At 66.4% G+C, this 25,174-nt stretch carries 26 protein-coding genes; 13 read left to right on the forward strand and 13 right to left on the reverse strand.

The window, feature by feature from the left end; all coding sequences use genetic code 11:
• From IBX18_RS31085 to IBX18_RS31095, 3 genes are read right to left on the reverse strand one after another with little or no spacing between them, the layout of a single operon-like run.
• A complete protein-coding gene (locus tag IBX18_RS31085) occupies positions 1–1,017 on the reverse strand; it encodes a carbohydrate ABC transporter permease (RefSeq protein ID WP_194837068.1) in 1,017 nt (338 codons plus the stop codon).
• Between the two features lie 7 nt (positions 1,018–1,024).
• Positions 1,025–2,365, reverse strand: coding sequence for an ABC transporter substrate-binding protein (locus tag IBX18_RS31090; RefSeq protein ID WP_194837069.1), 1,341 nt, complete (start codon positions 2,363–2,365; stop codon positions 1,025–1,027).
• Positions 2,366–2,402: 37 nt separating this feature from the next.
• A complete protein-coding gene (locus IBX18_RS31095) occupies positions 2,403–3,584 on the reverse strand; it encodes an ROK family transcriptional regulator (RefSeq protein ID WP_194837070.1) in 1,182 nt (393 codons plus the stop codon).
• Between the two features lie 208 nt (positions 3,585–3,792).
• On the opposite strand from IBX18_RS31095, the gene IBX18_RS31100 reads away from it, so the two are divergent.
• A complete protein-coding gene (locus tag IBX18_RS31100; RefSeq protein ID WP_194837071.1) occupies positions 3,793–4,044 on the forward strand; it encodes a VOC family protein in 252 nt (83 codons plus the stop codon).
• Here IBX18_RS31100 and IBX18_RS31105 read toward each other — a convergent pair whose 3' ends face one another.
• Positions 4,045–5,061 carry an RDD family protein gene (locus tag IBX18_RS31105; RefSeq protein WP_194837072.1) on the reverse strand — a complete coding sequence of 339 codons (1,017 nt, stop codon included), beginning with the start codon at positions 5,059–5,061 and terminating at the stop codon, positions 4,045–4,047.
• Between the two features lie 399 nt (positions 5,062–5,460).
• Here IBX18_RS31105 and IBX18_RS31110 point away from each other — a divergent pair, with 399 nt between their 5' ends.
• Entirely contained in the window at positions 5,461–5,775 is a 315-nt protein-coding gene (locus IBX18_RS31110; RefSeq protein WP_194837073.1) for an NIPSNAP family protein, read from the forward strand.
• Here IBX18_RS31110 and IBX18_RS31115 read toward each other — a convergent pair.
• The 3 genes from IBX18_RS31115 to IBX18_RS31125 all read right to left on the reverse strand — a co-directional run bounded on the left by IBX18_RS31115 (position 5,772) and on the right by IBX18_RS31125 (position 10,282).
• Positions 5,772–6,674 carry an aromatic prenyltransferase gene (locus IBX18_RS31115; protein WP_194837074.1) on the reverse strand — a complete coding sequence of 301 codons (903 nt, stop codon included), beginning with the start codon at positions 6,672–6,674 and terminating at the stop codon, positions 5,772–5,774. The genes IBX18_RS31110 and IBX18_RS31115 overlap by 4 nt on opposite strands.
• A gap of 151 nt (positions 6,675–6,825) precedes the next feature.
• On the reverse strand, positions 6,826–8,556 hold the full coding sequence (locus IBX18_RS31120; RefSeq protein WP_194837075.1) for a DUF3556 domain-containing protein: 1,731 nt from the start codon (positions 8,554–8,556) through the stop codon (positions 6,826–6,828).
• 91 nt (positions 8,557–8,647) lie between these two features.
• Positions 8,648–10,282, reverse strand: coding sequence for an alkaline phosphatase D family protein (locus IBX18_RS31125; RefSeq protein WP_194837076.1), 1,635 nt, complete (start codon positions 10,280–10,282; stop codon positions 8,648–8,650).
• Between the two features lie 152 nt (positions 10,283–10,434).
• On the opposite strand from IBX18_RS31125, the gene IBX18_RS31130 reads away from it, so the two are divergent.
• On the forward strand, positions 10,435–11,514 hold the full coding sequence (locus IBX18_RS31130) for an ADP-ribosylglycohydrolase family protein (protein ID WP_194837077.1): 1,080 nt from the start codon (positions 10,435–10,437) through the stop codon (positions 11,512–11,514).
• A gap of 58 nt (positions 11,515–11,572) precedes the next feature.
• Here the strand turns inward: IBX18_RS31130 and IBX18_RS31135 are convergent, their stop codons facing one another.
• Positions 11,573–11,971: an NUDIX domain-containing protein gene (locus tag IBX18_RS31135; protein ID WP_246181326.1), complete on the reverse strand. Its 399-nt coding sequence runs from the start codon at positions 11,969–11,971 to the stop codon at positions 11,573–11,575.
• A 123-nt stretch (positions 11,972–12,094) separates the two neighbouring features.
• Here IBX18_RS31135 and IBX18_RS31140 point away from each other — a divergent pair, with 123 nt between their 5' ends.
• The 5 genes from IBX18_RS31140 (at position 12,095) to msrA (ending at position 15,527) form a co-directional block, all read left to right on the forward strand.
• Entirely contained in the window at positions 12,095–12,862 is a 768-nt protein-coding gene (locus IBX18_RS31140) for a thioredoxin domain-containing protein (RefSeq protein WP_306796498.1), read from the forward strand.
• 77 nt (positions 12,863–12,939) lie between these two features.
• Positions 12,940–13,602: a peptidylprolyl isomerase gene (locus tag IBX18_RS31145; protein WP_194837078.1), complete on the forward strand. Its 663-nt coding sequence runs from the start codon at positions 12,940–12,942 to the stop codon at positions 13,600–13,602.
• Between the two features lie 88 nt (positions 13,603–13,690).
• Positions 13,691–14,479, forward strand: a complete 789-nt coding sequence (locus IBX18_RS31150; RefSeq protein ID WP_194837079.1) for a 2-phosphosulfolactate phosphatase — start codon at positions 13,691–13,693, stop codon at positions 14,477–14,479.
• A gap of 80 nt (positions 14,480–14,559) precedes the next feature.
• Complete coding sequence (gene msrB, locus IBX18_RS31155) at positions 14,560–15,015, forward strand: peptide-methionine (R)-S-oxide reductase MsrB (RefSeq protein WP_107656227.1); 456 nt, start codon at positions 14,560–14,562, stop codon at positions 15,013–15,015.
• Complete coding sequence (gene msrA / locus IBX18_RS31160) at positions 15,012–15,527, forward strand: peptide-methionine (S)-S-oxide reductase MsrA (RefSeq protein WP_194837080.1); 516 nt, start codon at positions 15,012–15,014, stop codon at positions 15,525–15,527. The genes msrB and msrA overlap by 4 nt, the downstream gene beginning before the upstream one ends.
• 108 nt (positions 15,528–15,635) lie before the next feature.
• Here msrA and IBX18_RS31165 read toward each other — a convergent pair whose 3' ends face one another.
• A complete protein-coding gene (locus IBX18_RS31165) occupies positions 15,636–16,886 on the reverse strand; it encodes an ROK family transcriptional regulator (RefSeq protein ID WP_194837081.1) in 1,251 nt (416 codons plus the stop codon).
• 100 nt (positions 16,887–16,986) lie between these two features.
• On the opposite strand from IBX18_RS31165, the gene IBX18_RS31170 reads away from it, so the two are divergent.
• On the forward strand, positions 16,987–18,510 hold the full coding sequence (locus tag IBX18_RS31170) for a carboxylesterase/lipase family protein (protein WP_194837082.1): 1,524 nt from the start codon (positions 16,987–16,989) through the stop codon (positions 18,508–18,510).
• Between the two features lie 170 nt (positions 18,511–18,680).
• Here the strand turns inward: IBX18_RS31170 and IBX18_RS31175 are convergent, their stop codons facing one another.
• Together IBX18_RS31175 and IBX18_RS31180 are read right to left on the reverse strand one after the other, a co-directional pair.
• Entirely contained in the window at positions 18,681–19,247 is a 567-nt protein-coding gene (locus IBX18_RS31175) for a hemerythrin domain-containing protein (RefSeq protein ID WP_194837083.1), read from the reverse strand.
• Between the two features lie 123 nt (positions 19,248–19,370).
• Positions 19,371–20,645: a sodium:proton antiporter gene (locus IBX18_RS31180; protein WP_194837084.1), complete on the reverse strand. Its 1,275-nt coding sequence runs from the start codon at positions 20,643–20,645 to the stop codon at positions 19,371–19,373.
• Positions 20,646–20,958: 313 nt separating this feature from the next.
• Between IBX18_RS31180 and IBX18_RS31185 the strand changes: the two genes are divergently transcribed.
• Together IBX18_RS31185 and IBX18_RS31190 are read left to right on the forward strand one after the other, a co-directional pair.
• Complete coding sequence (locus IBX18_RS31185) at positions 20,959–21,426, forward strand: thioesterase family protein (protein ID WP_194837085.1); 468 nt, start codon at positions 20,959–20,961, stop codon at positions 21,424–21,426.
• Between the two features lie 208 nt (positions 21,427–21,634).
• The gene (locus tag IBX18_RS31190) at positions 21,635–22,063 is read left to right on the forward strand and encodes an SRPBCC family protein (protein ID WP_194837086.1); all 429 of its coding nucleotides are present in this window, start codon (positions 21,635–21,637) and stop codon (positions 22,061–22,063) included.
• A 72-nt stretch (positions 22,064–22,135) separates the two neighbouring features.
• On the opposite strand, the gene IBX18_RS31195 is transcribed toward IBX18_RS31190, so the two are convergent.
• Positions 22,136–23,245, reverse strand: a complete 1,110-nt coding sequence (locus tag IBX18_RS31195) for an NADH:flavin oxidoreductase (RefSeq protein WP_194837087.1) — start codon at positions 23,243–23,245, stop codon at positions 22,136–22,138.
• Positions 23,246–23,470: 225 nt separating this feature from the next.
• Here IBX18_RS31195 and IBX18_RS31200 point away from each other — a divergent pair, with 225 nt between their 5' ends.
• Positions 23,471–23,917, forward strand: a complete 447-nt coding sequence (locus IBX18_RS31200) for a MarR family winged helix-turn-helix transcriptional regulator (protein WP_194837088.1) — start codon at positions 23,471–23,473, stop codon at positions 23,915–23,917.
• A 218-nt stretch (positions 23,918–24,135) separates the two neighbouring features.
• Here the strand turns inward: IBX18_RS31200 and IBX18_RS31205 are convergent, their stop codons facing one another.
• Entirely contained in the window at positions 24,136–24,537 is a 402-nt protein-coding gene (locus IBX18_RS31205; RefSeq protein WP_194837089.1) for a DUF3291 domain-containing protein, read from the reverse strand.
• Between the two features lie 214 nt (positions 24,538–24,751).
• Between IBX18_RS31205 and IBX18_RS31210 the strand changes: the two genes are divergently transcribed.
• A complete protein-coding gene (locus tag IBX18_RS31210; protein ID WP_228542089.1) occupies positions 24,752–25,120 on the forward strand; it encodes a hypothetical protein in 369 nt (122 codons plus the stop codon).
• Positions 25,121–25,174: the final 54 nt, after the last annotated feature.

Below are 25,174 nucleotides of genomic sequence, written 5' to 3' on the forward strand. Positions count from 1 at the left end.
TCAGTCCTCCTGCAGGAAGCCGGATTTGCGCCGCAGCAGCAACGCGGTGAACGCCATCGAGATGGCGAACAGGATCACGGCGACCACGCACGCGGAGCCGATATCGAAGCGCTGGAAACCGAGGTTGTAGACCATCTGCGGCAGCGTCCAGGTGGAACCGTGCGGGTAGCCCGGCACGAACGGCTCACCGGAATTGCCCGCCTTGCCGCTGGCGACCTTGCCCGCCACGATCGCCTGCGTGTAGTACTGCATCGTCTGGATCACGCCGGTGACCACCGCGAACAGCACGATGGGCGTGATGTTCGGCAGCGTGACGTACCGGAACCGCTGCCACGGACCGGCACCGTCGAGCTCGGCCGCCTCGTACTGCTCCTTGGACACATCCAGCAGTGCCGCCGTGAAGATGACCATCAGGTCGCCGATGCCCCACAGCGCGAGCATCGTCAACGCGGGCTTGGACCACTCGGGGTCGGTGAACCAACCCGGCTGCGGCAGACCAATGGTGCCGAGCAGGTGGTTCACCGGGCCGGTTCCCGGGTTCAGCAGGAAGGCGAAGGCCATCGTGGCCGCCACCGGCGGGGCGAGGAAGGGCAGATAGAACACGGTGCGGAAGAAGCCGAGCCCAGTCTTGATCTTGGTGACCAACAGCCCGATACCGAGCCCGAAGATCGCCCGCAGCGTCACCATCACCAACACCAGCCACAGAGTGTTGCCCAGCCCCCGCCAGAAGAACGGGTACTTGTCGAGGACGTAGTCCCAGTTCTTCAGGCCGGTGAAGGTCGGCGCGGCGAACCCGTCGTACTTCATGAAGGAGAAGTAGACGGTGGACAGCAACGGGTAGGCGAAGAAGAAGCCGAATCCGAGCAGCCACGGCGCGAGAAAAGCCAAGGTGCGCAGGGTTCTACGGCGGCGCTTGTGTTTCAGTGCCGCCGGAGCGGGCCGTTTCGGTGCCGCCGGGGTGGGGCGTTCGAGCGTCGGCTCGAGTGCCGCCGGGACGGACGTGCTCGACAGTGCCATCGCTACATCACTTCGCCTGGTCGATCGCCTCGTCGATTTCCTTCGCGGTCGCGGCCAGCCCCGCGGCGAGGTCGACCTTGCCCGCCTCGTATTCGTAGCCGAAGTTGTTCAGCGAAAGCTGGTACGCGCCACCGTTGATGCTGGCCGGCGTGGTCGAGGAGTTGGGGTTCTTCGCGATGTCGATGAAGGTCTTGAAGTTCGGATCGGCGGTCAGCTTCGGCGAATTCAAGGCCTCGTTGGTGCTCGGCACGTTGTGGATGGCGTTGGCGAAGCTGACCAGGGCGTCGGTGTTCGTGGCCAGGTACTTCACCAATTCCCAAGCGGCGGTCTGCTTTTGGCTGGACTTGGCGACGCCGATGATGGTGCCGGTCTGGTAGCCGCGGCCGTAGGTCTCGGCTTGGTCGTCGGGCACGGGGAAGGGCGCGGTGGCCCACTCGAAGCCCACCGGGAACTCGGCCAGCGACGCGGTGCGCCATTCGCCGTCGAGGGACATGGCCACCTGGCCGGTGTGGAAGGGGTTCTTGGCGCTGAACTCCTCGCCGAAGGTGGTGCGGTGCCGCTCCAGCTTGTCGTACCCGCCGAGCTTGCCGATCAGCTCTTTCTGCCAGGAGAACATCGCGGCGATCTTGGGATCGGTGCCGACATTCGACTTCCCGTTCGCGTCGAAGTAGGTCGCGCCGTACTGACCCAGGTAGTGCGTGGGACTGGTCTCGTAGCCGTGGTAGTTCGGCATGAAGCCGAGCTGTTTGTAGCCGTCGCCCTCGGCGATGGTCAGCTTCAGTGCCGCAGCTTCGAACTCGCTAAATGTCTTTGGCGGCGAGGTGATTCCGGCAGCGGCGAAGGCGGTCTTGTTGTAGTACAAGCCATAAGAGTCGCTGAGCAGCGGCAGCGCGCACTGGTTGCCCTGGAACCGGCTGTACTCCAGCATCGCGCGCGGGAAGGTCGCGGCGGGGTCGATGCCCGACTTCTTCAGGAAGGGATCGAGATCGGCCCAGACGTTGGCGGAGCAGAACTTGCCGACCGAGTCGGTGGTGAAGGAGGAGACCGCGTCCGGCGCGTCCCGGCCGCCGGCCCGCAGCGCCTGCTCGAGCTTGTCGTCGGCGATGTTGGCGACCGCCTTGACGTGGATGTTGGGGTGCAGTTTCTCGAAGGCGGCGATGTTGTCGTTGATCGCCTTGACCTCGTGGTCCTGACTCCAGCCGTGCCAGAACGTGATGCTGACTTCTTTGCCTTGGTCGGAGCCGTCGCCGCCGCCGTCGGAGCTCTGCCCGGTACAGGCGGTGACGAACAGCGCGGCGGACGCGCATGCGGTGAGGGCGGCGAGGATGCGGCGTGTCGTTCTGCGCATGTGCGGTTCTCCTGGGTACTGCTCGAGGTGCGGTGGATCAGTGAGTCGAGAACACGGTGTCCCTCGTGGTGGCCAAGGCGCGTTCCAGCGCTCCGTGTAGGACGGGCGACCCGGGTACGGTGCTGGCGCGCACCGCGGGCCGGGCGAAGGTCAGTTCGGTCAGGGCGTCCTCGACCAGCGCGGCCAGCCGTTCGCCGCCGGCCCGTGGCACGTCACCGCCCAGGATCAGCAGCTCCGGGTCCACCACCGAGACGATCGAGGCGATCCCGAGGGCCAGCCTGCTGGCGAACTCGACCAGGAACGCGTCACCGGACCCCGGCGTCTCCAATGCCTCGGCGACCACTCGCGCGGCCGTCGGCGCGGACAGGCCGTGCTTCTTCGCCAACGCCAGAACCGCTGGGGCACCGGCCAATTCCTGGAAGCCGCCGGAATTCTTGCGGCGGACGTCGTGCACGATCGGCGCGCCCGGCAGTGGCATGTAGCCGACTTCGCCTGCGCCGCTGTGGAAACCGCGATGCAGGCGACCGGCGATCACGATCGCGGCGCCGACACCGACGCCGGTCCACAGCAGCACGAAGTCCTCGCTGCCCTGCGCCGCGCCGTGCGCCTGCTCGGCGATGGCGGCGAGGTTGACGTCGTTCTCGACCGATACCGAGCAGCCGATGGCCGCTTCGAGTTCGGCGACCAGTCGCGGGGAATGCCAGCCGGGAAGGTGTGTGGCGTAACGCAATTTGCCGGTGGCCGGGTCGAGCGCGCCGCCGATGCCGATGACCACCTCGCAGCAGACCCCGTCGCCGATCTCGGCGAGGGTGACCGTCTCGGCGACCGCCTCGCCCACCCTGGTGATGGTCTGGGCGGCGGGCCAGCCCTTGGTGGCGACCTCGTGTTCGGCGAGCACCCGGCCGGTGATGTCCGCGACGGCGATGCGAATCCGGAAGGCGGTCACATCGAGCCCGGCCACATAACCTGCCGTCGGATTCACTTGATACAGCTGGGCATTCGGGCCGGGCCCGCCCGGCATGGTGCCGACCGGGACCACCAGTCCGGCCGCCTCCAAGCGTCCGAGCAGCTGGGAGGCGGTCGGCTTGGAAAGGCCGGTGAGCGTGCCGATTTGGGTGCGGGACAGCGGGCCGTTGGCGAGCAGCAGCTCCAGCGCGGCGCGGTCGTTGATCGCGCGCAGCAGGCTGGGCGTGCCTGCGAGGGTTTGGCGCGTGGTCACGTGACGCCCCTTCCCTCACCGCGGCCGGTGAACTATTAGGAAAGTTTCCAATTACTGTGAGGAGGGACACTATGTCCGGTTCGTCCGGCTGTCAATCGCTGTCCGCGTGGCGGATACCCACACGTCATGTGTCGGACGTCGCCGTTGACCTCAACCATCGTCGAGGATCCGGGGTCGTTTCCGAACGAACGACACCGAAGGGACTGCCATGAAAATTCGCGAAGTAGCCATCGACACAACGGATCTCGATGAGGCGGCCGAGTTCTACCGGGACGTGCTACGCCTCCCGGTCGCGGCGGAGCCCGAGCGGGTGACCGTGCAGGTCGGCCTCAGCAAGCTCGTGCTGACCCGCGGCGCGCCCTTCGCCGGGGTGCATCATCTGGCGTTCGGAATTTCCCCAGATGATTTCGAGCTCGCGCAGAACTGGGTACGCGGGCAAGTGGATACCATCGAAGGCTGATCAGCGGCGTCGCCGCGCGTACACCGCCCGCAGACTCGTGCCGACCTTGTTGGCTGTGGCCTGAGCTTGTTGTCCACGTTCGGAATCGAGCAGCTGCCGGGCGGTCTCGCCGGTGTGCCTACCCGCACTCTCACCCAGGCGACGCAGCTGTGTCGCCTGGGTCGACGCGCGCAGCTCGCGGAGGCGTTCGTCCTCGGAAAGGTGTTGGGCATGTTGCTTCATGGCCTGTGAAACGGCTTGCACGCGTTCGAGGCCGATATGCGCGCCCCGTGTGCCGCGTTCGACGATCGCCGCGTCCCTGGCGGCCTGCCATGACTTCTGGTACAGGCCCGCGCGGACGACCGTGGTGCCCGCGATACGGTCGATCACGGTTCGACGGCTCGCGCTCGCCACCGGTGCCGCGTTGACCACGAGCGCGAGGACGGCGATGTGCCAGAGTGCAAGGGACAGTACAAACTTGCCTGCGAGCAGGGCTATGCAGGCGGCGGAGTACAGGCCGACATCCACCACGGTGCTCGCCAGCGCTCTACGGGCCGACTGCCACTTCCCCAGCCTGCCTCGGGGATCGGCGAGTGCGTGAACTCGGATGTCCAGCAAGAACTTTCCGAGCGTGCGGCCCTTCCAAAGCAGGGATGCTAAGTGATACACGAACACGATCAGCACGAGCGCGAGGCACGCCTCGGTGATCAGCAGCAGGACTTCACCGAAGACGTCCCAGCCGAACGCCTTACCCGCTCCGCCCCAATCTCCGTTGGCGCGGAACAGATTCCAGCCGCCCGACTGGGCAAGGCCGGGCCAGCCGGACAGGTAGTCGGCGATCCGGTAGTGCGTGACCGAGCCGAGCAGGACGGCCGCCGCCACGATCACGGCGAAGTCGACCGCCCACGCGACTATTCGCCTGTTCACGGGTGCCGGTTCGGGCGTGGGGATGGGCTCGGCCATGATGTGCACCTCTTCGCAATACCGGCTGCGCGAGTCCGGGAACCCGAGCACCGGCGCGTTCTTCTTGCGTCTCACAGATTCCTCGGGCGAGGCAGGTCGCACAATCGGCCGAACAGCGGACAGGACAGCTGGGCCGAGACCCGGCGCGTGCTTACCCGGACTAGGCGGAGACTCGTGCCGAGGGCACGGCGCGGGCGTCCACGGCAACCCGGCGGCGCGGCGCAGCCCGGCGCTGCGCCAGATGCGCGGCCACCACCATGGCATGCGCTGCGATCACGACGGCTGACGCAGTACCGATTCCCACCAGCAGCAGAACCACGACAGATACCGATCCTTCCGAAGCACTGTTTCGACGGCGCGCACTGTGCGACGCCCGACGGGCTGTATGCCCTGGGTTCGGTAGGCCAAACAACGTGTGACCCACGACACAGTAGTCCGGCAGTTTCGTGGCAGACGCCGTCGTAGCCTGGGGCCATGATCACCTGTGTTGTGGAGTATGTGGTCGATCCCGCGAAGATCGACGCGTTCGAACGCTTCGGCCGCCGGTGGATGGAGTTGGTCGAGCGGCACGGCGGCACGCACCACGGCTATTTCCTGCCCGCGGAAGGCGCCAGCGACAAGGCGATGGCCTTGTTCAGCTTCGCCGGCCTCGGGGCCTATGAGCAGTATCGGGCGCTGTTCGGTGTCGATCCGGACTTCATCGCGGCCGATCGCATCCGCGACGAGAGCGGCTGTGTGCTCCGGTACGAGCGCACCTTCATGCGGCCGTTGCTTCCCGAGGGAACCTAGTCCCGAGTGACCTGCGGTTCGGTGCCGCCGGGGAACGTCGGACGTTGGGCGGCGAGATATTCGGCCTGGATCTTGTAGTAGCGGGAAGTGGCGCCGTACGCGGTGTAGAACACGAAGCCGCGGGTTTCCGGGTCGGCGAAGGGCGCTTCGTCGACGAAGCGGGCCAGTACCGGGTCGAGGCGGGTCGGGAAGGTCGAGGCCGTGCAGCGCAGGGGGAAGCAGATGCGTTCCATGCGCGGCGAAGTCCAGGAGAAGGTGCGGTACAGGTTGAAGGTGCGGCCGAGCAGCGCCAGTTCCTCGTCGGTGGCGGCCACGAAGTCGAGGTCGGCCAGGATGGTGGTGATGTCGGCGGCGGTGAGCTGGCCCGCTTCGAACACCTGGGAGTACAGGTTCATGGTGCGGGCGGCGAAATCCACTCCGAGGATGCCGATTCGGCCGCCGTAGCGCGACAGGTGCGCGGCGTGCGCGCGGGCCGATTCGGGCATGCCGGGGAAAGCGAGCATCCGCTCCACGCTGACGAGTTCAGGGAAGATCAGCCAGATTTTCTCCACGCCGCCGGCGAGCGCGACATCGACGCCCGCGCGCACGGGCATGACCGCGCAGATCTCGGCCAGCAGCTGTTCCATCGGATGGCCGGTGTAGGTGAGCAGCCCGGCGTCACGCAGGGTCTGGATGAGCTCGGTCGGTTCGCCGGGGTACATCACCCGCGCGTTGACCTGACGTTCGGGGATCGGGTGCGTGGTGGTGCGCACGGCGACGACGGAGCCGGTCCACAGTTCGGACAAGGTGTCCAGTACCGGATCCATTACCGACGGGTCGTAGCGCGCCTCGGCAATGCGCGCGTATGCCCGCAGGTCTTGCCGGAAGCGGTCGAGAGTCGGAACGGCGGATGTGCGCATGAGTCACCTCGAATATCCAACCGCCACGGGCGGTTCGCAGCCGCCGATGGCTCAGGTACAAGAATGTCGAACACAATGCCTTGGGCTCAGGATAGTCGGGTGGTGGCGCTGGGTCCGAGTTTCCTGCGGTATTGCCGGGGCCGGTCTCCGGTCAGGCAGGAGCGCTGTGGCGGACGTGGACGGGCACGTCGTCGGCCCACGGCTGGCGGGTCACCATGTCGGCGACGTAGACGACCCCGCGCTCGAATTCGCCGGTGGCGGCATCGACGAGCCGATACTCCTGCGTCCCTTGGTGAATCGGCTGGGCGTCGAGCAGCACGACCCGCACTTCGCCGGGCTCGAACCGGCATCGCTCCTGCATGGCGGCGATGAGTTGCTCGTTGTGCAGGTGGCCGTCGCCGAAGTTCCAGCCGAGCGCGGTGCTGCAGATGCGCTCACCGTCGGTGATGGTGTACTCGTCCTCGCGTCCGGGTGGCATGGCTCGATGCACGAGGGTGAACAGCGCGCGGCCGTGGGTGTTCATGGCGCGGAAGGCATATCCCATGAACATCGGGATCTGCGCCCGGTCCTTGCCGTAGAACCGCTCCAGCTGTGCCTGCGGCATGCCGGCGATCGCGACGATGCCGCGGCTGATCTTCGCGGCGGCCGACGGTGTGATGCACCACAACGTCGTGTCCCAGTTGCCTGCGTAGTAGCGCATGCCGGGCAGGAACGAGATCTTGCGCGGGAACAGGTTTCCGGCGATGACGATGCCGGCGATCACGATGAACAACACCGCCACCGGGATGGGATTGTGCAGGCCGGCGAGGCCGAGATCGGCGTGCGCGACGAACAGCACCAGCACGCCGAAGATCATGAAGACGTTCCACTCCAGTGGCACGCCCATCGGGATGGCGGTCAGGATCGTCAGGTGGAAGCCGATCATTACGATCGCGGCGATCGTGGTCGGCAGACCGCCGTGCGAGAAGAACAGCACCAGCGGGACACACATTTCGACGGCGGTGCCACCGTGGGCGAAGATCCGGGACAAACGCCCTGGCCGTAGGTCGTCGGGGAAGTTCTCGAAGAACTTGCGCTTCAGCGACTTTCGGCGAAAGACCGGACTGTTGGACATCATGGTGGACACCACGAACGGGAAGTGCTTGTTCAGCTTCGAAGTCGCCGCGCCCATCCAGATCACCACGAATACCACCTTCGCGGCGACGATCATGTCGGCGCCGGTGAACAGGAAAGTGACCGCCAGCGTGGCATACACCTCGCCCCGCGCCGCCAGGAAGATCACCTTGTCGCGCAAACCGATGACCGCGAGCAGCCCGAGCACCGCCGCGATCTGCCAGACCGGCAACAGTCCCACCGTCGTACCCAACTCCGGTACCGGACCGGTCCCGTTTGACAGCAACGCGATCGACGTCAGCACCAGCAACGCCGCATACAACGCGACATCCACCGGCGTGCGCGTGGTGCCCCTGGTCAACGGAACCCGCTCAGGCCATGGCGGCAATCGAATCGTTTTGGGCCGCAACCAATACAGGATCGAACCGAGCGGCGGAAAGAACCTGTTGTTCAGCGGCCCGAACCCACACCCGAGCCCGACCACCTCGAACAGCAACGTATACAGCACGACCTTCTGGAAAACAATCGGCTCCGACCACCAGTCCCCCACGCTCGTGAACCCGTCGATGCCCTTGGTGGACAACACGATCAGCCAGCCACCCAGCACATACAGGCCCACCTTGCCCGCATAGAACAGATGCAGCGCGACCGGCGTCCCGAACCCCACCTCGGCCCAATGCCGGGCCATCGGCCGAATCCGCTCGCTCCGAGTCCCTTTGCTCCACTCCGCCATATCGACCACCGGCAGGTCAGGCTCCAGAAACCCCATCGAGCACTCTCCGATTCGACGACACCGAGGCACCCACCCGAATCAGGGACCTCACGGTCCTTCGATACGTTGACAGGTCAGCAATACGGTGTCAACGGCCCGTCCCAAGATCAGCCCTGGCGGCGTGGTTGCCGAGGGGGAGGTCGAGTTCGGCGGCTTTGACGAGGGTGTGGTCGGGGCGGGCGGATTCGAGGGTGAATTTGGCGGAGCGGCCGGTGATGGCGAGGGAGGCGATGGAGTTGCCGAAGTGGGGGCCGGTGACTTTTTGCCAGCGGACCGGGTCGGGTGAGATGCCGCGGCGGGTGGCGTGGCGGCGCAGTGCGGCTGCGACCGGGGTTGCCCAGGAAAGAGTGAAGGCGGGGCGGAAGATTTTGGGTGGGTCGTTGTGGACCGGTGAGCAGACCAGTTGCAGCACTTCGGATTTCGTCGGTTCGGCGTAAGTGGCGCGGGCGGCGTAGCTGTGGTGGACGTCGCCGGACAGCACGCAGATGGTGCTCGGTGCGTCGGGTGCGGTGCCGAGCCGGTGGATCAGCCGCGCCAGCCGTTCGAAGGAGGCGCGGAAGGCGGGCCAGTGCTCCAGATCGGCTGCCTGCCTGACCTTCTCACCGAGGCGGCCGCGCCAACCCGGCTGGCTCGCCGCGCGTTCGTTGAGCGATTGCAGGTAGCTCAGCGCGTGCGGCATCAGCCAGGGCAGTGACGAACCGATGAGCAGGTGGTCGTAGTCGCCCGCGGCGTTCTCCTCGATCCAATCGAACTCGTCGGAGCCGACCATGAGCCGCTGACCGTCGAGGATGCGGCCGCTGCGGGTGTCGATCACCAGCAACCGGATCCGGCCGAAGTCGCGACGGTAGCTCCAGCGGGTCGGTTTGCGGCCGTCGACCTCTTTGTCGGCCTCCTCCGCGAAGTCCTCCAGCAGATCCTGCACGTCGACGCCCGCTTCGGACACCTTGCTGTACAGCAGGTTTCGCGCGAGCTCGTCCGGGCCCAGGTTGCCGATGTGCTGATACACCCAGTACGACGCGAGCCCGGCGCGAATACGCTTGCGCCACCACGGTTTTTGCGCCATCCCTTCCCGCCAGGTCCGCGAGGTGTTCCAGTCGTCGCGCACGTCGTGGTCGTCGAAGATCATCGAGGTCGGCACATTCGACATCAGCCAGCGAATCTCCGGGTCCGACCACGATTCGTGGTACAGCTCGGCGTACTCGCGGAACGACACCACCTCGCCCGCGGGCTCCTGCCCGCCGCGCCGCTGCGCCAGCCAGTCCTTCATCCGAGGTGTCGGCTCGTCGGCGTACACCTGATCCCCGAGCAGCAGTAGCGCATCCGGCCACTCCAGTTCGGGCAGGCTCTGCATCCGCATGGCATACGCGTCCAATGCGTCAGGTCCGAGCTTGTCCGGTGTCAGCTCCTCGGGCGTCGCCTTGGCCGCGCGGCACGAACCGAAGATGATCTTCTCGACTCTGTGCGTGCGAATCCGGCACGGCGGCAACGGGGATTCCGGCTCCGGCCAGGCGACCACGCCGTCCAGCACAACCTGGTAGGGAATGGACGAGTCAGGTTCCAGCCCGTCGACGACGATCAGCGCGAAATGCTGCTCCCCCACCTGAAATGTCCGCGCCCGCCGCCCGAGCACGTCCACTTCGCACGCGCCGTCCGTCTCTACCCAGACCGTCGCCGAGGTCGCATCCACGTGCCGCAAAACCGGGCCCAAAACCAACTCAGCCATACCAGTCGACGTTACTTCGTTCAGCGCCACCGAGGTTGGCAAGTGAGTTCAGCGGATACCAATGCGCTACCGCGTAAGCGTCCCGTGACCGACGCGCCCACTTCTGTGACAGCGCGACACAAACCCGGCTCGGTCGGTAATGATGTTGTCTCATGGTGGATTACGCGATGATTTTCGACCGGGTTCGGGGATCGCTGCTGGGTGGGGCGGTCGGGGACGCGTTGGGGTGGCCCATCGAATTCCAGACGCTGACGCAAATTCGCGACCGATACGGCGCGGACGGAGTGACGGGATTTCTGCCGCAGCACGATGACGGTGCGCCGCAGCAGATTACCGACGACACACAAATGACCTTGTTCACGGCGGAGGGTTTGTTGCGGTCGGTGCCGGGCGCCGACCCCATGCGTGCGCTGCGCCGGGCGTATCTGCGCTGGTTAGAGACTCAGCAGGCGGAGGGTCCGGCAGCAGACAGTGATGGCTGGCTGGTGAGTCTGCCATTTCTGCACGCGGTGCGGGCGCCGGGGAACGCGTGTATGTCCGGACTTCGCAGACAGGCGCTGAGTTATCTTGCGCCGGAACCGTTCGGCGTGCACGGGCCGGTGAATTCGCACTCGAAAGGCTGCGGCACCGTCATGCGGTCCGCGCCGTTCGGGTTGGCCGGGATGGGGCCTGAGCACGCGTTTACTAGCGCGGCGCGGGCTGCGCAATTGACCCACGGACACCCCACGGGTTACCTCGCCGCAGGTGCGTTCGCAGCACTGGTCGACCGGGTGGTGCGCGGGATCGAGTTGCCGTCAGCGGTGCGGGAGACCATTGCTCAACTCACCGACATTCCGGAGAGTGCGGAGACAATCGACGCGTTGACGCGAGCGGTCACGTTGGCCGAGGACGCGCCCGCCGCCGACCAGGTCGAGCAGATAGGCGGCGGGTGGATCGCCGAGGAGTGCCTGGCCATCGCCGTGTACTGCGCCATGCAGGCAGCCCGGACCGGCGACGTGCGCGCGGCACTTCTGCTGTCGGTGAACCACTCCGGTGACTCCGACTCCACCGGCGCGGTGGCCGGGAACCTGATCGGCGCCATGCACGGTGTCTCCGCACTGCCGATGGACTGGGTGTCCACGGTGGAGGGGCGCGACGTGCTGATTCAGGTGGCCGACGACCTCGTCATGAACTTCGGCGTCGGCGATCGGTCCGCGCTCGCCGCGCGATACCCGGTCGACGAGGGGCTGTAACAAGGCCCGCGTACATCAGAGCGGTAAGCGCGACGCCGTCGCGAGCCGAGCTGCCGCACTACCAGTCGACAGCACCGAGCTCGTGCAACTTCCGGAACACCAGCATCGACCCGGGCGCCACATGCTCCATCGCGGCGTACTCACTCACCGTGAAGTACCGCAGCTCCGCAATCTCACTGGTCGGCTGCGGATCACCGTCGAGTTCCGCGGTGAAGCACGTCATGTGCAGCTGCGTGCCGGACGCATGCCCGTACGCCTCGGCCAGAAACACACCGAGCTCGTCACAGGACACGACGCCGACGCCGAGCTCCTCCCTGACCTCACGATGCAATGCCAGTTCGGGCGTCTCGCCGGGATCGATCTTCCCGCCCGCCATGTAGAAGACTTCCTTGCCGATCGATCGCGCCTGCAGCAGACGACGATCCCTGACGTGGGCCAACGCGGCTGTGCGAATCACCGGCCCCACCCTACTTTTCCGGCTCGGGAACGGGTCGACCGGTCGGCGCCCCAAACCCGGTCGGCAACCATTAGGGTGGCGGAGCGAAACTGTTCGAGCGGCGAGAAGCACGGGGGCACATAGGTGAACACCACGCAGGACGACTGGTCGAGTCTCCCGTCGGAGTCGCAGCGCGCCGCGCACAATCGCAAGGTTCTCGTCGGATTGGTGACGGGCGGTGTGCTTTTCACCCTCGTCTCGGCGCTGTGCGTGGGGATCGTGGCGCAAGATCTGACCAAGGATGTCGTCGGTACGCCGAAGCCGGTGCAGAACTCCGTGCAACTGCCGGGCGCTCCCGCGGGCGTCACCGACACCGGCGCGGTCCGGATCGGCGATCCCGGCGCGCAGGTCGTGGTCCGCGTCGTCGCCGACTTGCAGTGTCCCGCATGCCAAATGTTCGACCGCGCCAACGCCAGAGTGCTCCAGGAGGCCGCGGCCAGCGGTTCGGCCGTCATCGAATACAACGTCATCTCGTTCCTGGACCGAGCCTCGACCAATCAGTACTCGTCCCGCGCGGGCAACGCGTCGTTCTGTGCCGCCGAGGCGGACCCGTCGAAGTACCAGGGCTGGCTGGTCGCGATGTTCGACAACCAGCCCGCCGAAGGCGGTGACGGCCTCGCCGACGACCGGCTGATCGAGATCGCCAGGGAGTCCGGGTACGCCGATGCCGCTGTGGCCCAATGCATTACCGAGCGCAAGTACGACTCGTACCTGCGGGTGAAGACCAAAGAGGTCCTCGCGGGCGGGGTCAACTCCACTCCGTCGGTGTTCGTGAACGGTCAGCAGGTCGCCGACGCGGAGCATCTGTTCGCCCCCGATGGTCTCGGCCCGCTGATCGGCGCCACGCGGTAGTAGCCGGTCGAACGAGAACGTGCCCGAATTGCGGCTTTGCCGAACTTGTTTCGGTGAGATCCGCTAGCTTGCTCGCTATGAACTCACGCTGGGGCGCCGCGCTCGCCATCTCCGTCCTATCGTTGTCCGGCCTGGTTGCCGGCGCTGCCCCGGCCTCGGCAGGCCCGCCCGTGGTGACGTGCGCCTTCACGCCGACCCCGGAGAACCCGGCGGCCCGCCAGGTGCTGCCACCGCCGCCGGTCGCGCTGGCCGTGGGCACCATGGATGTGACGTTCCAGTTCAACTACGGCCCGGTGACCGTGCGACTCGACCGCGCGGGCGCCGCCCCGTGTGGCGCGCAGAACATGGCGAGCCTGGTGCTGCAACGCTTCTACGATCAGAGCCAATGCTGGCGGCTGACCGACAGTGCCCGCCTCGGCGTCCTGCAATGCGGTGACATCTACGAGGTGGAAAAGGGCGGTCCCGGTTACCAATTCCCCGACGAGGTCGACGGCACCGAGACCTACCCGCGCGGCACCGTGGCGATGGGTAACCAGGGGCCGGGTACCAACGGCAGCGAATTCTTCATCGTGCACTCCTTCGCCAACATTCCGGCGAACTACTCGGTGCTCGGGCAGGTCGTGCGCGGCATGGACGTGCTGGACCGGATGGTTGCCGCCGGCATCACGCCCACCGAGCGCGGTCCGCGCGACGGGCTGCCAGCCGAGCCGGTGGTGATCACCAGCGCCCACCTGGGCTAACCGGTTCGCGTTGCCCCGCTGCCGAACTGATCAGTTGGTACACGCAGGTTGCGTAAGCCACACTGGTCAGCTGGCAGAGGGGGCGTGAATGTCGGATATTCCGGAGTGGGCGAAGCAACTTCCCTGGGGAGTGCGGATCGAATGGGGTTCGGCAGGCGCGCGAGCGCTCGGGCCCGATAGCGCGGCGCTCGTCGTGATCGATGTGCTGTCGTTCACGACGTCGGTGTCGGTGGCGGTCGAGGCTGGGACGCGGGTGTTTCCCTATCCGTGGCGCGACGAGACGGCTGCGGCGTTCGCGGCGAGCCGGGACGCGCGGCTGGCGGTCGGGCGTAAGAAGGCGTCCGCTCAGCAGCCGTGGTCGCTGTCTCCCGCGGCGTTGCAGCGGGCACCCGCCCCGGCCCGGCTGGTGTTGCCGTCGCCGAACGGGTCGGCTATCTCGGCGTCCGTCAGTGGCGTGCCGGTGATCGCGGCCTGCCTGCGGAACGCATCCTCGGTCGCCAGGTGGATCGTCGATCAAGGTTGGGGCAGCACGGAGCGGCCGATCGCGGTGATCGCCGCGGGCGAGCACTGGCCGGGACAGGACGTGCTGCGGCCGGCGATCGAGGACTGGTTCGGCGCTGCCGCGGTCATCTCGGCCCTCGCCGCGCACGGCGCCGGGCTGCTGTCACCGGAGGCTGCGGCGGCCAAGACTTGCTACGACGCGACCGCCGACGTGCCCCGGCTGATCGCCGAGTGCGCCTCCGGGCGTGAATTGGCGGCGATCGGGTTCGCCGATGATGTCGCCGTCGCCACCGAAATCGACGTGAGCACGACGGTTCCGGTGCTGGTCGACGGCTCATTCGTCGACGCGGCGGCCGTCGGCGCGGCACACTGGTGACGCAAGTGTGACGTCCCGCTGGGCGGGGACTTTCCGAACCGGGTCGCGGGTTATACGTGGGGCCGATATGAGGAGGTCATGTGGCACAGGAATACAACAGGAATCCCGCGGCCGTCGCCGCCCTGTCACCTGAGCAGTACCACGTCACCCAGGAGAACGGGACAGAACGGGCGTTCACCGGCGAGTACTGGGACAATCATGAACCCGGTATCTACGTCGATGTGGTGTCCGGTGAGCCGTTGTTCGCGTCGGTCGACAAGTTCGACAGCGGATCGGGATGGCCGAGTTTCACCAAGCCGATCGACGCCGGGAACGTGGTCGAGAAGCGGGACTTCAGCCATCTGATGATTCGCACCGAGGCGCGTTCGGCGCACGGCGGCAGCCATCTCGGGCACGTGTTCACCGACGGGCCGCGCGAGGCAGGCGGCCTGCGGTATTGCATCAATTCCGCGGCACTGCGTTTCATCCACCTCGATAACCTCGAGGCGGAAGGTTACGGACAGTACCGGACCCTGTTCACGAAGGAGGACGCGTGACCGACACACGCAAGGCGATTCTGGCCGGCGGATGCTTCTGGGGCATGGAGGACCTGATCCGCAAGCAGCCGGGGGTGGTGTCGACTCGGGTCGGCTACACCGGTGGGAAGAACGACAACCCCACCTATCGCAACCACCCGGGTCATGCGGAAGCCGTGGAGATCATCTACGACCCGGCCCAGACCGACTACCGGGCGCTGCTGGAGTTCCTGTTCCAGATCCACGATCCGACCACGAAGGACCGCCAGGGCAACGACATCGGTACCAGCTACCGATCCGCGATCTTCTACCTCGACGAGGACCAGAAGCGGATCGCGCTGGACACCATCGCCGATGTGGACGCCTCAGGTCTGTGGCCCGGCAAGGTGGTCACCGAGGTGACCCCGGCGAGCACGTTCTGGGAGGCCGAGCCGGAACACCAGGACTACCTGGAGCGCTACCCGGACGGATACACCTGCCACTTCCCCCGTCCCGGATGGAAGTTGCCGAAGCGAGAGACCGCCGCCCAGTAGATCGCGGACGGAAGGCCTTCGGGCACAAGATAACTGACTGACGAATTACCGACTGCGCCACCTCGTCGAGGTGGCGCAGTCGCCGTATGACGGGCTCTCGCGGGGCTTCTAGCTCGCCGGGAGCGCCGAGCGGTTCGGTATCGGAACGCTGCGGGGGACGGTGGCGGGGTCGGCGAGGGCTGCGCGGCGGGCGAATTCGATGACGCCGAGGAGGGTGGCGTCGGTGCCGAGGCGGGCGGGGGTGACGGCTGGTTCGATGTCGGGGACCAGGGCTTGGCGGCCGGCGAGCTGGTGTCGGATCGATGGCTCCAACCATGGAAACCATTGCGCGAGTGTGCCGCCGAGGATCACTTCGTCGATGTCGAGCAGGGCGGTGATGGACAGGATCGCGGTGCCCAGGGCTCGGCCGGCGAGATCGGCTGCCGCGCGGGCGCGTTCGTCGCCGCGGTCGAGTGCCCGGGTCAGCTGGTCGGCGGCGGGGCCGAGTCCGTTGCGGCGCAACAGATCACCGAGACCGGCGGCAGTGAGCAGCGCTTCGGGGCCCGCGTAGCCGACCAGGCAGCCGTGCGCACCGCAGGCGCAGGGCGGTCCGTCGATGGCGACGGGCATGTGGCCCGGCTCGCCGGCGATGCCGTGGCTGCCGGTGTGGATGCGCCCGTCCAGCACCACGCCACCGCCGATGCCGGTGCCTGCCGCGATGTAGACGACGCCGCGTGAGCGCCGTGGCTGCGCGTGATATTCGGCCAGTGCGGCGGCGTTCGCATCGTTGATCACGTCGATCGGGCAGGTCCGGCCGGGCAGCCGGGCGGCGATCAGCGCGCGCAGCCGGACGGGGCGCAGCCAGCCGAAATCCGGTGCGACGAGCACGGTTTGCGCGTCGTCGTCAGCGACCGGCCCCGCCATCGCAACCGCGACGCGCACCAGTTCCGCGCCGGGTGGCGCCGCCGCTTCGGCCCGCCGGACCGCGGTGGCGACCGCGTCCGCCATGGTGGCGGGCACGCCGGCGGCACTGTGGTGCGGCACGGCGTCCTGCCACACGATCGTGCCCGCGAGATCGGCGACGGCCACGCGGAGCTGTTCGGCGCTGATCTGCACCGCGACCGTCACCGCGCGACGCGGGACCATGCGCAGCAGGCGGCGCGGCCGCCCGCGCCCACCGCTGTTCAGCACGCCGTCTTCGCGCAGCAGCCCGCGGGCCGTGAGGTCGGCCACCAGGGTGGTGACCGACGCATGCGACAGCCCGGTGGCCACGGCGATCTCGGTGCGCGCGCAGGGCCCGTGCTCGGCGACGTAGCGCAGCACCAAGCCCAGGTTGCGGCGGCGGACGGCCACCGAATCGTGTGCCGGACTTGTCTCCACAATCCAACAATAGGCTGGTGGAGAATTTTTTCAACCGTTGACTTATTTCCAGGGGAACCGCGAACATGCCTTGGTCAACCACACACGAATCGAGGTCGCAATGCCCCACCTGACCCGCCGGACGGTGCTGCTCGGAGCCGGCGCGCTGGCACTGGCCGCCGCGTGCTCGGCCGAGCGCACACCGTCGGACGTCGTCCAGACGACATACGGTCCGGTCCGGGGTAGCCGACGCGACACCGGCATCGCGTTCCTCGGCGTGCCGTTCGCGAAGCCGCCGGTCAATGAGTTGCGGTTCGCGGCTCCGGTACCGCCCGCGCCGTGGACCGAAACGCTGGAGTGCACCGCTTATGGCCCCACCGCCCAGCGCCGATCGCTGGGTTCGGTGACCACCATCCCGGAGCCGAGCATTCCGGGCGCGGCCATCCTCAACCTCAATGTCTTCACCCCCGACCCGGCGGCGCGCGGGCTGCCGGTGCTGGTATGGATCCACGGCGGCGGCTTCGTCGCGGGCAGTCCCGCCAGCCCCTGGTACGACGGCACTGCGTTCAATCGTGATGGGGTGGTGGTGGTTTCGGTCGGTTATCGGCTGGGCATCGATGGCTTCCTGAGCCTCGACGGCGCTCCGGACAATCGAGCGGTGCTGGACTGGATCGCGGGTCTCCAGTGGGTTCGCGACAACATCGCGTCGTTCGGTGGCGATCCGGCTCAGGTCACCATCGCCGGTCAGTCCGCAGGCGGCGGGGCGGTCTGGGCGTTGATGGCCACGCCGTCCGCACGCGGCCTGTTCCGGGCCGGCATCTGCGCGTCCGGGGCGGTGACCCAACCGAACGATCTCGCCGCGGGGCGCGCCGTCGCCGAGCTGTTCACCCGGCGCACCGGGGTGCCCGCGACGGCGGCCGCGCTACGCGCCCTGCCCGAGGACAAGGTGCTCGATCTGCAAGATGTGCTCCAGGCGCCGGGGCCGGGTAGCGAGAGCGTGCCGATGCTGGGTCTGGCACCGTTCGCCGACGGCCAGCTGATCCCCGAAGCCACACCGGCGATGTTGAACAATGGTGCGGGCGGCGACATTCCCCTGCTGCTCGGCTTCACCAGGCACGAATTCAATATGGCGGCAACCATGCTCGCACAGAATCCGGAAGCTGCGGCCGCCAGTCCGCTTGCGCTCGCCGGTCGAGGCGCCGACATGGACGCGTACCGTGCCGCCTATCCCGGCGCGGACCCGACCCAGCTGGCCGGTCAAGCCATCAGCGACAGCATCATTCGCGGACCGTCGTATCGGGTCGCCGAAGCACGGGCCGGGCTGAATCTCCCGACCTGGCTGTACGAATTCGACTGGACGTCAACGGCTCCGAGCTATCGCGGGCTGGCAGCGCATTGTCTGGACCTGCCATTCGAGTTCGACCTGCTGAAAGCTCCTGGCGTCACCGACGTCGAGGGCGGCGCACCGCCGCAAGCACTGGCCGACGCCATGCACATGTCGTGGGTCGCTTTCATCAAACACCTTGACCCGGGCTCGAATTGGCCCCGCTACACGCTGGACAAGCGGCAGACGATGATCTGGTCCGATCAGAGCCGTGTCGAACCCGATCCGTTCGCTGCTCAACGCGGGATCTGGACGTCCTGATACCCGAGCCCGGAGTTCATCGAACAGACAGACGTCTTCGCCTGAGCAGTGACACGGCAACCATCCGCACCGAATCCTGCAGTGGCCGTTGCCTGCCGAACAGCATGAGCGGCGGTCGGGCTTCAGTGCCCGCGACCGCCGCTCGTGTTACCTCGTAGCGAAAGGCGTTACTACTGACGCGGTTTCGAGATCGCGTCGCGCACCCGGTCGAGCACTGCGGCGAACGGACCCGCGAACATGTTCACCGGTGCGGACTCCACACCCGGGTGCGGCCGGGTCGGCGCGGTCTTCTCGGCGAATTCGACAACGCCGCGCATCCGTTCGAGGTCGTTCTGGTCGAGCTGGGTCCGCAGCTGCTTGAACTCCTCGCTTTCCTCATGCCCGGCGTGGTTGAGTACCGCGTCGCGCAGGGCGGCGAGTTTCACGCCGAATTCCGGCGAGTTCACATTCATCTTGTCGAGTTCGGCCAGCGCCTGCTTGGCCTTGTTCTCCTCCTGCAACCGGGCGTCCACGATGGCGTCGCCGTTGTCGATCGCACGGCGAGCCCGCGGGTGGACGATCTCCTCCTCGGCGGTCTCGTGGACCGCGAGCAGCCGGCGCAGCTCGAAGAACTTCTGCTCGCGTTCCTCCGGGGTCACCGCCGCGGCGGTTTCGGTGAACAGCTGCCGAATCCGATTGTGTTGTTCCACTAGGAAGTCGATGACATCCGCAGTGCTGTCGATGCGTTGTGTTGCCATGGTTGACACCTCCTGGTCGGCCTGGGTGGCCGGGCTGATCGCCACCCATCGACGCCCTACCCGGCTCGTCGGCGCACAAACGACAACGAACAAGGTCGTTCAGCTCGCGCGATTCCGACCGCGTCAGGCACTCTCCTTCCCGCGAACGTTCTCCAGGTGTTTCATCACCCAGCCCGCGCTGGCGCCGTGGACGAGCACGGACAGGACGATCGTGAATGCCGTGATCGCCCACAGAGTCTCAGCTTCCGAGGAAAGGTTTGCCTGGGTCAGGCCATAGGAGACGTAGTAGATCGAGCCGATACCGCGGACGCCGAAGAACGCCGTGACGGCGCGCTCTTTCGGCGCCATCTCGTCACAGCGCTGCAATGCCAGCCACCCGGCGAACGGACGGAAGACGAAAACGAGCAGGACACCGACCGCGGCTCCTTGCCAGGACAGCGCGTTCAACAGGCCAGTGGTCAATGCCGCTCCGAGTAGCAGCAGCACTACAAGCGTCAGGACATGTTCCAACTGTTCGACCAGGCTGTGCATCTGCTCGTGGTATCCGCTGTCGCGCTCGATCCGTCGCATCGCGATCGCGCACGCGAACACCGCGAGAAAGCCGTAGCCGCCGACGAGTTCGGTGAGCCCGTAAACCGCGAACACCGCGGCCAAGGCGGCGATCGGTTCGCCCTGGTCGGCGAGTCGTGCGTTCTCGATGGGGAATCGAAACAAGCCGCGTCCGAGCAGGTCCCCCACGATCGCACCGAGGAGGGCTCCGACGACGATCTTGCCCAGGAGTTCCCACGCGAACCAACCGGCGAACCAGTTCTGCACCGACCCCTGGGTCGCGAGGAAGATCGCCAGGTAAACGAAGGGGAAGGCAAGAGCATCATTGAGGCCCGCCTCCGAAGTGAGCGCGAAACGCACCTCGTCGTCCTCCTCGGCGGAGCTCGCGCCGCCGGGCGTCGGCCCCTCCACCTGCACATCCGAGGCCAGCACCGGGTCGGTGGGTGCCAGCACCGCGGCAAGAAGAACCGCGGCGGCAGGCGACAACGCCGCCGCCCACCACCCGAATACCGCCACCGCCGCGATGCACAGCGGCATCGTGATCAGCAGCAACCGCCAGGTGGAACCCCAGGTACGCCAGTGCAGCGGACGGTCGATGGCCAGCCCGACACCCATCAGGGCCACGATCACACACACCTCCGCGAGGTGTTCGATCACGGTCGGATGGGACAACGGGGACACGGCTTGCAAGCCGGTCGGCCCGATCACCAGTCCCCCGACCGCTCCGACCCCCAACATGAGCATCGGCGCCGTGATCGCCCGATCCTTGAAGAGCCGAGGCAGCGTCGCCGCCAACAGCAATGCGATACCGGCGATCAGGTACGCGCGTTCGATATCGAGATTTGTCATCGTCGTTGCCACGCCACTAAGCACGTCACCTGTCGATCGGAGCAGAAAATCAAGATCTACCCGGGCGGTGCCATCCGAAACTCGGGCAGACTCGTTCGCGAGCGACTCCGTCAGTCCTGCGCGCTGTTCGGCGGTCGCGTGATTCGACAGCAAAAGCTGATGTGGCGTGACTTGGCGCTCATGCGCAAGCGCCGCAAAAGCCCTCCGTAAGAACCGAATTCAGATATAGCCGGCAAGACATCAGTTGAACCAAGCAACTGCTTGGTTGTAGCCTGAGCCTCGTAACTGCTGACAGCGTGGGGAAGGTGGCGGTTTGCGAACCCTCGAATGTGACGTCGATGCGACGTGGATCGACATCAACAACCATATGAACGCCCAGTACTACGGGATCGTGGTCTACCGCGCCCATGCCGCGTTCACCGACGCCCTCGGCCTCGGCGACGAGTACGTCCGCACAACCGGGTTCGGGAAAGTCGTCGTGCAGACCGCCATGACTTACGAACGAGAGGTGCTGCACGGGTCACGGCTGGCCGTCGATTCCTGGTTGCTGGGCGTGGATGCCAAGCGGCTGCACTTCTTTCACGAGGTACGCGATCTCGGCGACCGGACACGGGTGGCCGTTTCCGAACAGCTGGACCTGCACGTCGACCTCGGGACGAGAAGAACTGCGGCGATGCCGGACGACGTCCGCGCCCGACTCACACAGTTCGCTACCGAACAGCGTGCGGCAGGCGGCCATCCCGATGGGGTGGGGCGCAGGATCAGATTCCCACGGAGCTGACGATTGATTCGATCGACGTCGAGGGCCTCCCGCAGCCGAGCGCTAGGCCGCCCAACACCGGATCCGGGCATGCCGATACGCGGACCGTCGATGCTGCGCAACGCGAATCATGATGTTGCCGTGAGGCAGACCACATCGCGCGATGTCACGATCAAGGTCCGGGCGGTGTCGAAGAGGCATGTCCGGAACAACACCAAGGGGGATCGATATGGAAACCATCGTTGTCGAGCGCACCATCGCCGCACCGCTCGAGAAAGTCTTCGAATGGTGTGCCACTACAACGAATTACGAGCGCACGGCCTGGGTTTTGCGTGACAAGCTCACCCGGCCAAGCGAAGGCGCGGCGTACGGGGTCGGCGCGATCCGGCGGCACACTTGGCTGATCGGTCACTTCTATGAGCGCATCACCAGCTATGAGCCGCCGCATTCGTTCGGCTACGCCGTCGACCGTAGTTTTCCGCCGATACCGCACAAAGGCGCATCGATGACGTTCACGACGGTGCCGGGCGGAACCCGAGTGGTCTGGACTACCGCCATCGATGCGGGCTCCTTTGTGGGCAGCATCGCCAGAACCGTGGTCGGCCATGTGTTCGGCCGAATCCTCAACGCCTGCGCCAAGGAACTTGCCAGCAAGTAGTCGTCGGCGAACGGCGTCACTGCCGAGGATCCATCGAGTTCGCTCAGCGAGCGGGTTGAGTAACGGCTGGGATCAGTTGAGGGACTTCAACACTGCGCGGTCGAAGGCGATCGTCTCATCGAGGCGGCCTTGCAGCGCCTTGGTGGCCCAGTCGGGGTTGGCCAGCAGCGCTCGGCCGACGGCGACGAGGTCGAACTCGTCGCGTTCGAGGCGACCGAGCAACTGATCGATGCCCGCGACGGCGGCCTGCTTCTGCCAGCCGCCGGAACCGACGAACTCCTGGTCCAGTCCGATCGAGCCTACGGTCACCGTTGGCTTGCCGGTGAGCTTCTTGACCCAGCCGGCCAGGTTGAGGTCGCTACCGTCGAATTCGGGGAGCCAGTATCGGCGGGTCGAGGCGTGGAAGGCGTCCACACCCGCGTCGACCAGTGGCGCCAGGAGCTGGTCCAGCTCGCCCGCGCTCTCGGCGATCTTGGCCTCGTAGTTCCCGGACTTCCATTGGGAGAGCCGGAAGAAGAGGGGGAAACCGGGCGAGACGGCGGCACGCACGGCCTCGACGATCTCGACGGCGAACCGGGCCCTGGACGCGGGGTCACCGCCGTAGCCATCGGTGCGCTGGTTGGTGCCGCTCCACAGGAAGCTGTCGATCAAATAGCCGTGCGCGCCATGCAGTTCGGCGCCGTCGAAGCCGAGGCGCTCCGCTGCGGCCGCCGCGTCGGCGAATGCGGTGACCGTATCGTCGATATCGCGCTGCGTCATGGCTTTTCCGGTCGCATCACCGGACAGCCCTACCCCGGACGGGCTTTCGGCGGGCGGCTCGGTCGCGGTGCGCGCCACTCCCGTGTGCCACAGCTGCGGAATGATCTTTCCGCCCGCGAGGTGCACCTGCTCGGCCACGTGCGCCCAGCCGGCGAGCGACTGCTCACCGTAGAAGTGCGGCACGTTGTCGTAAGCGCCGGCCGCGGCCCGGTTGATGTAGGTGCCCTCGGTGACGATGAGACCCACATTGTTGGCCGCCCGGCGGGCGTAGTACTCGGCGACGTCGGGCCCTGGAACGCCGTCCGGCGACATATTGCGGGTCATCGGGGCCATCGCGATCCGGTTCGCAACGGTCAGGTCTCCGACAGTGAATGGGCGATCCAGCAACCGCCGGATCCGAGTGGTGTCTACTACCGAGGTCATATCGTCTCCGAAATCGGCGCCGAGCCGGTGACAGCACCGTGGTCGGCCGCGGTATGGGGAAGAGCAGGGGGCGCTCGAGCCCTTCAGATAGTTGAGCAACTCAAGCAACTCATCGACAGTACAGCCGAGAGTGTTTGATTTTGTCAAGCATTCCGTCGAGCGGCGCAGGCGCGGGGACCCGCCGAGAAACTTGAGTTCGTCAAGTATTCGGCATACCTTTGCACTGTGCCACACTCCTCGCCACCGGCCGCGCCGACCGCACTCGATGTCATGGCGACCCTCTCGGAGTTCTGCCGCGTCTACCAACAGGACTTTCTCGCTGCGGCGCAGGGCCTGGATCTGACCTACAGCCAAGCCAAGCTCGTCTGCCTGCTGGCCGAACCGCGAGCAATGCGCGAACTGGCCGGAGACCTGTCCTGTGACGCATCGAACATCACCTTGCTCATCGATCGACTGGAGCAGCGCGGACTGGTCGAGCGGCACATCGACCAAGCCGATCGCCGCGTGAAGAAAGTCGTCGCCACCGCCGAGGGCGCCGCGATCGCCATGCAGCTCCGCGAGGGGATGCACGGCGTCCGCGCGGCGCTGGAAACCCTGACCCCGGCGCGCCGGCGCAGCCTGCAAAGCATCCTCGACCAGCTGCATTTCCACATGACAACCAGCCCGGACTGACCCCGACCCGCTGCCGACGGCGCCTCCGCATCCAAACACGTTGCAGTGCAACCCATCAGATAGATTGCCGAGTTGAGTCGGCACCAGCGTCTGATCTGTCAGTCGACTTTGATCCGCTCACATGTGATGCCGCGAGCCAAGTCGATCATTGCCGTTTTCGGTGGATCGACCAGGACGTCGGTGACCGTCGCCGCGGCCCGCGGGTACGTCGAAACCGGTCATTGCGCAGGCTTGTGACCCGATTGTGTCGAGTCGCGTTGCTCGGCGATGCGGAGGCGGATCGCGCCCCACGACAGGGGCAACTCGTCCACCGGTGCGGTGAAGAACACGAAGGTCGCGTCCCGCATGACTTTTCGCTTGCGCTCGACGGTTGACTTATGCGGCTCGGATCCCGCGTAGGCGTAGATGGCCGCCCTGTCGTCCCAAGCCGAATAGGTCCGGAATGTGCCCTTCAGCATCTCTGCCTTCAAGGCCACACCCAGCACTCCCGGCGAGCGGCGGGCCTGCCACCACAGCGCCAGTGAAGCGATGAGGAACCCGGGTGCACTGAGCAGAGACGTGACCTCGAGGCGGGAGGCCATGCACTGGGCCTCGGACGTGCTGGGCACCCCGACTGTCATCCACGGAAGCGTGGGCATAGACGCTCTTTCGATCAGGAGGGAGACGGCGGACCGCCGACTGACTCCACTATATTCCACAGTGGAATGTAACTTGTCAACGGCAAGATATGCTCGACCAAACGCCAGATGTCGACGGATGCGCCGGTGTCGTTGACACAGGACCACGAGCACTGTTCCTCTCGTTGTGCAGGATCTTCCGATGAAAGGGATTCGAATGAGAAGTCCGACAGTCGCCACCGCACGAGTCGCGGCCGCTGCGGTGTTGGGTCTGGGCGTTACCGCAGTGATCGGCGTCGGCACGGCTGGAGCCGCGCCACAGGACTGCGTGATCACGCGGGATCTGATCAGTGCGACGGCCACATGCCATGATGCCGACGCCCCCGCAGGCAGGGAGTACGCCTTGATCGTCGAGTGCTTCGGCTTGCACGGCGTGCCGAATGCGTTCCCGTTGATGACCGTCGGCCCTTATAACGGCTCGTGGAGCGGTTCGTTCAGTCCGTCGGGCGGTGGCACGGCCTCGTGCATCGGGCCCTTCAGCGTCGGGACCGCTACCAACGCTCACGTCGCGATCTACCGCGACTGACCACGGTCGTCCTCGCCGCGGCCCTGAGTTATCGCGTGTTACCAGTACTCTGAA

The organism is Nocardia sp. XZ_19_369, assembly GCF_015355715.1.
Taxonomy (GTDB): domain Bacteria; phylum Actinomycetota; class Actinomycetes; order Mycobacteriales; family Mycobacteriaceae; genus Nocardia.